This is a genomic window from Bacillus sp. N1(2025) (assembly GCF_053470005.1).
Genome location: NZ_JBLTJB010000005.1, coordinates 311,064 through 319,619 on the forward strand (window position 1 = coordinate 311,064; position 8,556 = coordinate 319,619).

Here is an 8,556-nt window from a genome sequence, read left to right on the forward strand (position 1 = left end):
CGTGGAGGTGATAACAATGGCAAACTCAAAATTCAGCAAAACAGACGTTCAGCAGGTGAAAAGACAAAACCAGCAATCAGCTTCCGGTCAGGGTCAATTCGGCACTGAATTCGCCAGTGAAACTGATGCGCAGCAGGTTAGAAAGCAAAACCAATCTGCTGAACAAAATAAACAGCAAAACAGCTAATCACTGAAACGAAAAAGCACTTCATCTTCGGATGGAAGTGCTTTTTTCTGTTGCCGAAACGACAAAACTTGTGATTCCTCTACAGAATGAGTCAAAGGGTTTTCCCGCGGAAAATCGAAATGGTAAGGAGTATCAACCTAAAAGCCTAAGGAGGAACCCGATGTCAGAGTTTGAAAAGCTTGTAAGTGAACAGATGAAAATCATGGATCAGCTTCTCGAGCTGCAGTCAGAACTTGACCGCTGCCGCCAGGTGGAAGCGGAACTCATCAGTCTTGAAAGAGATGCAAAGCTGGACAATGTACAGGACGAAATTGCGACAAAGCGAAAAGACCTGGCCGGCATACAGGAGTTATTCCAAAGGCAGACAGAGCAAGTCATCCAGTCTTATCGCAGCACGGAAAAGCCGTCTTCCTATGTGCAGAAATGAATGTGCCATTCCGGAAGCGGAGTGGTTCTTTTATTTTCATTTTTTAATTCGTAACGTTATAATAGTGAAAAGACTTGTCGGAAAGCAATTGCGGCTGCATTGACTGCAGGGCTTTACAGAAAGTAGGGGAGAAATATGGGATATCCCAAGGAAGGAGAAACCATTCAAATTCACAGCTATAAGCATAACGGGCTGCTTCATCGAATTTGGAATGAAACGACGATTTTAAAAAGTACGGAATTGTGTATCATCGGAGCCAACGACCGGACAATGGTGACGGAATCCGACGGACGGACGTGGGTGACGAGAGAGCCGGCGATCTGCTACTTTCATGCCCGTCAGTGGTTTAACGTCATCGGAATGCTGAGAGATGACGGGGTACACTATTATTGCAACATCAGCTCGCCGTTCGCTTATGACGGAGAGGCCATCAAATATATTGATTACGATTTGGATGTCAAGGTGTTTCCGGATATGACGTATAACATTCTTGACGAGGATGAATACGATGACCACCGCAAATCAATGAATTACCCTAAAGAGATCGACAGCATTCTGAAGGAGTATCTGAATACGCTGCTGCACTGGATTCATCAGCGGAAAGGACCGTTTGCTCCGGAATTTGTTGATATGTGGTATGAACGGTATCTGCGCTATACAAAATAAAGAATACAATAAAAAACCTGTTGGGGTGTCAACAGGTTTTTCACATGGGCTCACACGCCTTAAAGAGAGAGGGGGATAAAGTGTGGGCGTAATCAGACGCTATATGCAATTTGTAAAACCTTATAAAAAACAAATTTTTATCACAGTGTTAATCGGCATCATAAAATTCTCCATCCCGCTGGCTCTCCCGCTTCTGTTAAAATACGTGGTCGATGACATTATTCAAGGGAGCGGAACGGCAAGCGCTAAAACATCATCGCTATTCACGATAATGGGCATCATGTTTGTGCTGTTTTTAATTCTGCGTCCCCCGGTAGAGTACTATCGGCAATACTTCGCGCAATGGACGGGCAGCCGGGTGCTCTACGATATCAGGGGGGTATTGTTTGATCATATTCAAAAATTGAGCCTGAGGTTTTATGCCAACACGAGAACGGGCGAAGTCATTTCCCGGGTGATAAATGATGTCGAACAGACAAAAGACTTTGTCATAACGGGACTGATGAATATCTGGCTTGATATGATGACGGTGCTGATCGTCATCTGTATTATGTTTACACTCGATGTCAAGCTGACATTGATATCTGTCATTTTGTTTCCGTTATACGGAATTTCAGTGAAATACTTTTACGGCCGCCTCCGAAAACTGACACGTGAGCGTTCTCAGGCACTCGCCCAAGTTCAGGGACATTTGCACGAAAGAGTTCAGGGGATGCCCGTTATCAGAAGTTTTGCCATTGAAGATTATGAACAAGCCAATTTTGATGAAAAAAACGGACATTTTCTGGACAGAGCGATCCGTCATACGAATTGGAACGCAAAAACGTTTGCAGTCGTGAATACCATTACGGATTTGGCGCCGCTGCTTGTTATCGCGTTTGCGGGTTATTTTGTCATAAACGGTCCCCTGACGGTAGGGACGATGGTTGCGTTCGTCGGCTACATTGACAGAATGTACAATCCGGTCAGAAGATTGATCAACTCATCGACGACGCTGACCCAGTCGATCGCTTCGATGGACCGCATATTTGAATTTATCGACGAGCCGTATGAACTGACTGATAAACCGAATGCAGTAAAAGCTGACGGCATTAAGGGCGAAGTTGAATTCCGAAATGTCTCGTTCCGTTATGAGGAAGGAAAAGAAACGATTTTGCAGGACGTTTCCTTAAAGGTGACAAAAGGGGAAACCGTCGCGCTCGTCGGAATGAGCGGCGGCGGAAAATCGACGCTTGTCAGCCTCATACCGCGTTTTTATGATGTATCCGGCGGCAGCCTGCTGATTGACGGCACAGATATTCGCGATTATGAAGCGAGAAGCCTCCGCAATCAAGTCGGAATGGTGCTTCAGGATACGTTTCTGTTCAGTGAGACGATTCGTGAAAATATCGCCATCGGTAAACCGGGAGCGTCTCTGGATGAGGTGGTTGCGGCAGCGAAAGCGGCAAATGCCCATGAATTTATTATGAACTTCCCCGAAGGCTACGAAACCAAAGTCGGCGAACGGGGCGTCAAATTGTCAGGCGGGCAGAAACAGCGGATTTCTATCGCGCGTGTATTCTTAAAAAATCCGCCGCTGTTAATCTTGGATGAAGCGACATCGGCTCTTGATCTTGAAAGTGAACACTACATTCAGGAAGCGATGGAAAAGCTTGCGAAAAACCGGACGACTTTTATCGTCGCCCACAGGCTGTCCACGATTACGCATGCGGATAAAATTGTCGTCATGGAAAACGGCGCCGTCGTCGAAACCGGCACGCACGAGGAATTAATGGCCCAAGGCGGCCAGTACAGACACTTATTTACGATTCAGAATTTGAACTGATACAAAAACTTATGCCGTCCGAATGGGCGGCATAAGTTTTTTTGAATGCAAAAAAACCCGGTTTTACGGAAGCACCGGGTTACTCTTCGTCTGTTTCTAATTCGCTGTCTTTCGGGTGGTATGTCTGAAAACTTGTAATTAATGTATCGAGATGCTCCAGCTGCTCGCGGTATTCCGCAACCGCAGCCATAATGCTGAGCATATTGTAATCAAGCAGTTCATCCTCGCAGTTCTGCTGATTTTTCAAGAAAGACTTCGTCAAAAGCTGTTTATATCTTATGCTTTCTTCAGCATCGTCATCATGCGGCTTGATCTTGCCGACCGTCCGCATCAGAATCCTTTCGTGCCAATGAAGCAGATAATCAATTTCTTCTGTCAGCGTCTCCTGAAATTCCTCCGGCATATGATAAATCTCGTTTTCATAGCGGTGCAGCTTTTTCAGCGTATCAAGCGCCCGATTCGCCGTAATAATCGCCTGTCTGAACAATACAAGCTTGCGCGACTTTACATACGTCGTTTTCTTAAAGTAGCTTCTCTCCTCTTTATAAAGAAGGTACGTATGATCAAGCTTCATCATCTTTTCCTTCAGCTTCTCAATATCCTCTTTCAATATCGAGTGTTCCGTGGACTGGCGCATCGTCAGCCTGATCCATTTCATGATCTCATCGGTATATTCAACCGTATGATGAGTCAGCTTCGTTTCGTATTTCGGCGGAAGAAACACAAGGTTCACAATAAAAGAAGACAGCACGCCTAAAATAACGGTGCTTGTTCGTATCAGAGCGAACGTCAGGAAGCTGTTTCCCGGTGTTTCTAAAATTGCGATAACCGTCACGAGCGCAATCGAAATGGTGTGTTCAATTTTCAGTTTTAACATGATCGTGATGACAATCACTGCGGTCAATCCGATCATAATCGGACTCGGTCCGAAAATCAGTCCGAATGCCGTAGCGATGACAGCGCCGATGATATTTGCCTGAACCTGATCAATAATGATAAGAAAAGACCTGTAAATAGAGGGCTGTATGGCAAATATAGCTGCAATCCCGGCAAAGATCGGCGACGGAAGTCCGATCCATGATGCTAAGTAGAGCGCGAGCGTAATCGCAATCCCTGTTTTAAAAATGCGGGCACCAAGTTTCATTGGTTTGTGCGTGCATTCCTTTCTCTAATAAATTATGTGCCGAACGAACGGCTGACACTTACATTTCCCTGTCGGCTGATTTGCTAAACAATAAAGTAATATACAGGGATCATACCAATTATTCAAGGTCTTTTTTTGAAAAAACCATTATCTCACAAATCGGACAAAAAGAAAAAGCGGAAGCCCCGGGCTCCCGCTTGTTTCAGCAGTTATTTTTTCATATGTCTGAACGCATCTTCAACGGCTTGTAAAGTGGCGTCGATATCCTCTTCCGTATGTGCGGTTGTGATAAACCAAGCTTCATACTTCGATGGAGCGAGATTGATGCCGCGCTCAAGCATCAGCTTGAAGAACTTGGCGAATGCTTCTCCGTCCGTATTTTCCGCCTGCTCGTAATTGACGATCTTTTCATCAGTGAAGTAAACCGTGAGCGCGCCTTTTAAACGGTTGACGGTGATGGTAATGCCATGTGTCTCCGCATGGGCGAGAATGCCTTGCTCAAGTCTGGCGCCGAGCTCATCAAGCCGCTCATAAACGCCTTCTTCTTTCAGCACTTCCAGGCAGGCGATGCCTGATAGGATAGATGCCGGGTTTCCGGCCATCGTACCGGCTTGATATGCCGGGCCGAGCGGAGCAACCTGCTCCATGATCTCTTTTTTGCCTCCGTAAGCGCCGATCGGCAAGCCGCCCCCGATAATTTTACCGAGCGCCGTTAAATCAGGCTTCACTTGAAGAAGATCCTGCGCGCCTCCGTACATAAAACGGAACGCCGTGATCACTTCATCATAAATGACGAGCGCGCCCGCTTTATGGGTCAATTCATTTACCTGTTCTAAAAATCCTTCTTCAGGTTCAACGATGCCGAAGTTTCCGACGATCGGCTCGACGAGAACCGCTGCAATTTCCGAACCCCATTTATCCAGCGCGGCTTTGTAGCTTTCAATGTCATTGAAAGGAACGGTAATCACCTCATTGGCGATGCTTTTCGGCACGCCGGCGGAATCAGGGGTGCCGAGCGTAGACGGACCGGAACCCGCAGCGACAAGTACGAGATCAGAATGGCCGTGATAGCAGCCGGCGAATTTAATGATTTTTGTCCGGCCTGTATAAGCGCGTGCAACCCGGATCGTTGTCATCACCGCCTCAGTGCCTGAGTTTACGAATCGTACTTTATCAAGTGAAGGAATGGCCTCCTTCAGCATTTTGGCGAAAGTGACCTCATGTTTGGTCGGCGTCCCGTACAGCACGCCGTTTTCAGCCGCTGTTTTAATCGCTTCAGTAATATGCGGATGGGCATGTCCGGTAATAATCGGGCCGTAAGCCGCTAAATAATCGATATACTGATTCCCGTCTACATCCCAGAAATAAGCGCCGTTCGCTTTTTCCATCGCAACGGGTGAACCGCCGCCTACCGCTTTATAGGATCTGGACGGGCTGTTCACGCCTCCGACGATATGCTCTAACGCTTCCTTATGAAGTTCAACTGATTTTGTATACAAAAAATGACCCTCCTAATATCTCCTTACATCATGTTCTATTGTAGCATGCTTCATTGCAAGCACAACGGTTCATGCTTCCAGAAAAGAGCGGGAGGATAACGGTTGTAATCTTAACGTGAATTGGATACGCTTAATAAAAAACCCGGAGGTATAAGAAATGACGATTGAAATCGGACAAACAGCACCGGATATGAAATTAGTGAATGACAGCGGGGAAGAAGTAGCATTGACGGATTTTAAAGGGAAGTACGTCGTTCTCTATTTTTATCCGAAAGACATGACACCCGGATGCACGACGGAAGCATGTGATTTCCGTGATCAGCACGAAAGTTTCGCGGGACTTGATGCGGTTATCATCGGAGTAAGCCCTGACAGCCGTGATAAACATGAAAAATTTAAGCAAAAACACGATCTTCCTTTCCAGCTCCTCGTTGACGATGAGCACAAACTGGCGGAAGCTTTTGATGTGTGGAAGCTGAAGAAGAATTTTGGGAAAGAATATATGGGTATCGAGCGATCTACTTTTTTGTTAGACAAAGAAGGCCGTCTTGTGAAGGAGTGGAGAAAGGTAAAAGTGAAAGATCACGTTGCCGAGGCGCTTCGCGAATTGGAACAAATTGCGTCTAATTAATGGACAAATGCTGAGCTCACGGGGTTTTCTTCAGATTACATTTGACAGGAGACCGGAAAAAGATGTACACTAATTATAAACATTATAAAGTAAGAATCTTTTTTAGAAGAGAGGTGCATGACGGATGGCTGCACATGAATTAAAAGAAGCCTTAGACACGTTGAAGGATACGGGAGTCCGGATTACTCCTCAACGTCATGCCATTCTGGAATATCTCGTGGATTCTATGGCACATCCGACAGCGGACGATATATATAAAGCCTTGGAAGGGAAATTCCCTAATATGAGTGTTGCGACAGTGTATAACAATTTGCGTGTATTCCGGGAAGCGGGGCTTGTAAAGGAACTGACGTACGGAGATGCGTCCAGCAGATTTGACTTTGTCACCTCTGACCATTATCACGCCATTTGTGAAAGCTGCGGAAAAATCGTAGACTTCCATTATCCCGGGCTTGACGAAGTGGAACAGCTTGCGGCTCACGTCACGGGGTTTAAGGTAAGCCACCACCGTTTGGAGATTTACGGCGTCTGCCAAGAATGTTCCAAAAAAGAAAACCACTAAACGAAGCTGACCGCTTTGATACGGTCAGCTTCGTTTATTTTACACTGTTTTTTCTGTTATAAGACTCATCGAACGCTTTGCCTTCCAATCCTTTATCCAATGTAAGCGGCTCTCTGCAATGCATGCACATATCCACTCTGCCCAGAATCTTCGTTTCTTTCTCGCAAGCGGGGCACATCACCCGGACCGCTTTTGTGGACAGCATGCCGATCCAAAAATAAACGGCGGTGCTGAGCCCGATCGACAGCAGGCCGAGAACCATAAACAAGCTGGCAAGCAAAACAGACTGCTTAAAGAACAGCCCGATGTACATAATGATAAACCCAACGAAAACCAAACTTAACGCAAACGTTCTGATCTTATTAATTTTGCTTGAGTATTTCGCCATGTCCATCCCCCTCTCGTTTAACTATAGCACAAAACAGATGGCATATTCTTCATGTTTTCGTAAGAAAAGGGAAGAATAAATATGGCACCTGAAAGGAAATTTGTTATAATAGTGCAATGTGTTTAGAAAAAAGGACTTTCATGTTTTATCATAGAAATGTAGAAACAATAGCTAGTGAAACAATCGCATTGGAGGAATCGTAATGGACAATCTTCTCCGTCCAATTTACCAAGAAAGAGCAAGTCATCCCGATACGCTGGCCGTCCTTATGATTGAGAGAAGGAGTAAAGCATCATCCATCACGGATAACTTTGATGCGGTCATGCTTGTCATTGTCAAACAGGCTGATGAACCTCTTTTTATAAAGCATTATGAATTCGAACAAAAAACCGCTTCTTTACATATTGTAACGGATGCTCTGCTTCAGGAATGGATTCTGCTTGGGACAAATAGAAGAGTCATAGATTGGATCATCAACGGCAAAGTGCTGTTTGACCGCAATGAATATATATCTGAACTCAATGACCGGCTCAGCACTTTTCCTTTCGCCGAGCGGAAATTAAAGATCGGAATGGAATACGGCAAGCTGATCAGAAGATTTGTAGAAGGAAAAGCGTTTTTTGAAGCTGATCATTTTCTGGATGCATATTATGCGGTAGTGCATGCTCTTCACCACTTGGCCCGCATAGAAGTGATTGACCGGGGGTTTTATCCCGAAACGACAGTCTGGAACCAGGTCCGTCACATTGAGCCGCAGGTATATAAGCTATATTCCGAACTTGTCGAGAGTCACGAAAGTTTGGAGAAAAGGCTCGAATTATTATTCTTAGCAAATGATTTTCTCATCCATTCAAAAGCTGAAATCGGTTCTGCGCACCTTTTTCAAGTGATGAAAGAAAAAGAAATGTGGCAGTTTGGAGAATTGCTGCAGCACCCTGAACTGCTGCACTTCACCCAAGATCTTGGTGTCATGCTTGATTACCTGACGGAAAAAGGCTTTGTTGAAGTATCTCAAATAGAGACCAAAGGGCAGGAAGTATATCATCGAGGATATTCTTTCAAAAAAAGTGTTGACGCTGAATCATAGGCATGGTATATTATTAAACGTCGCTGATGCGCTTCAACAAAAAGCTCACAGCGGCGGAGAAATAAAAACAAAAAAACATTTGACAGCAACTTGCTGGAATGTTATACTGAAAAAGTCGCCTCGAGATGAGGTTGAGATGA

The 8,556-nt window shown here is 45.2% G+C and carries 9 protein-coding genes and 1 pseudogene; 7 read left to right on the forward strand and 3 right to left on the reverse strand.

Translation table 11 applies throughout. From position 1 onward, the window contains the following. Window positions 1–34 precede the first annotated feature (34 nt). From ACNFN4_RS14270 to ACNFN4_RS14285, 4 genes and pseudogenes are all read left to right on the forward strand, one after another. Window positions 35–187, forward strand: a pseudogene (locus ACNFN4_RS14270) (gamma-type small acid-soluble spore protein); the annotation flags it as partial. A 160-nt stretch (window positions 188–347) separates the two neighbouring features. Next, complete coding sequence (locus ACNFN4_RS14275) at window positions 348–614, forward strand: YgaB family protein (RefSeq protein WP_003155476.1); 267 nt, start codon at window positions 348–350, stop codon at window positions 612–614. A gap of 135 nt (window positions 615–749) precedes the next feature. After that, a complete protein-coding gene (ntdP, locus tag ACNFN4_RS14280; RefSeq protein ID WP_003155475.1) occupies window positions 750–1,280 on the forward strand; it encodes a nucleoside tri-diphosphate phosphatase in 531 nt (176 codons plus the stop codon). An 82-nt stretch (window positions 1,281–1,362) separates the two neighbouring features. Next, window positions 1,363–3,105, forward strand: a complete 1,743-nt coding sequence (locus ACNFN4_RS14285) for an ABC transporter ATP-binding protein (protein ID WP_014417243.1) — start codon at window positions 1,363–1,365, stop codon at window positions 3,103–3,105. Between the two features lie 79 nt (window positions 3,106–3,184). On the opposite strand, the gene ACNFN4_RS14290 is transcribed toward ACNFN4_RS14285, so the two are convergent. Together ACNFN4_RS14290 and ACNFN4_RS14295 are read right to left on the reverse strand one after the other, a co-directional pair. Beyond that, window positions 3,185–4,249 (reverse strand): aromatic acid exporter family protein, encoded by a 1,065-nt coding sequence (locus ACNFN4_RS14290; protein WP_007610190.1) that lies wholly within the window; start codon window positions 4,247–4,249, stop codon window positions 3,185–3,187. A 209-nt stretch (window positions 4,250–4,458) separates the two neighbouring features. Continuing rightward, window positions 4,459–5,748 (reverse strand): glutamate-1-semialdehyde 2,1-aminomutase, encoded by a 1,290-nt coding sequence (locus ACNFN4_RS14295; protein WP_007408567.1) that lies wholly within the window; start codon window positions 5,746–5,748, stop codon window positions 4,459–4,461. 157 nt (window positions 5,749–5,905) lie between these two features. Here ACNFN4_RS14295 and bcp point away from each other — a divergent pair, with 157 nt between their 5' ends. Together bcp and perR are read left to right on the forward strand one after the other, a co-directional pair. Then, window positions 5,906–6,379: a thioredoxin-dependent thiol peroxidase gene (gene bcp, locus ACNFN4_RS14300; protein WP_003155466.1), complete on the forward strand. Its 474-nt coding sequence runs from the start codon at window positions 5,906–5,908 to the stop codon at window positions 6,377–6,379. Between the two features lie 124 nt (window positions 6,380–6,503). Beyond that, window positions 6,504–6,941: a peroxide-responsive transcriptional repressor PerR gene (gene perR / locus ACNFN4_RS14305; RefSeq protein WP_003155465.1), complete on the forward strand. Its 438-nt coding sequence runs from the start codon at window positions 6,504–6,506 to the stop codon at window positions 6,939–6,941. A gap of 34 nt (window positions 6,942–6,975) precedes the next feature. On the opposite strand, the gene ACNFN4_RS14310 is transcribed toward perR, so the two are convergent. Then, a complete protein-coding gene (locus tag ACNFN4_RS14310) occupies window positions 6,976–7,329 on the reverse strand; it encodes a YgzB family protein (RefSeq protein WP_022552794.1) in 354 nt (117 codons plus the stop codon). A gap of 202 nt (window positions 7,330–7,531) precedes the next feature. Between ACNFN4_RS14310 and ACNFN4_RS14315 the strand changes: the two genes are divergently transcribed. Continuing rightward, on the forward strand, window positions 7,532–8,416 hold the full coding sequence (locus ACNFN4_RS14315) for a nucleotidyltransferase-like protein (RefSeq protein ID WP_014417244.1): 885 nt from the start codon (window positions 7,532–7,534) through the stop codon (window positions 8,414–8,416). Window positions 8,417–8,556 lie beyond the last annotated feature (140 nt).

What these genes read in the sequence shown, in the direction of transcription:
- ACNFN4_RS14290 (WP_007610190.1), bottom strand. Translation starts at nt 4,249, where the DNA reads ATGAAACTTGGTGCCCGCATTTTTAAAACAGGGATTGCGATTACGCTC.
- bcp (WP_003155466.1), top strand. Translation starts at nt 5,906, where the DNA reads ATGACGATTGAAATCGGACAAACAGCACCGGATATGAAATTAGTGAAT.
- ACNFN4_RS14315 (WP_014417244.1), top strand. Translation starts at nt 7,532, where the DNA reads ATGGACAATCTTCTCCGTCCAATTTACCAAGAAAGAGCAAGTCATCCC.
- ntdP (WP_003155475.1), top strand. Translation starts at nt 750, where the DNA reads ATGGGATATCCCAAGGAAGGAGAAACCATTCAAATTCACAGCTATAAG.
- perR (WP_003155465.1), top strand. Translation starts at nt 6,504, where the DNA reads ATGGCTGCACATGAATTAAAAGAAGCCTTAGACACGTTGAAGGATACG.
- ACNFN4_RS14310 (WP_022552794.1), bottom strand. Translation starts at nt 7,329, where the DNA reads ATGGCGAAATACTCAAGCAAAATTAATAAGATCAGAACGTTTGCGTTA.
- ACNFN4_RS14275 (WP_003155476.1), top strand. Translation starts at nt 348, where the DNA reads ATGTCAGAGTTTGAAAAGCTTGTAAGTGAACAGATGAAAATCATGGAT.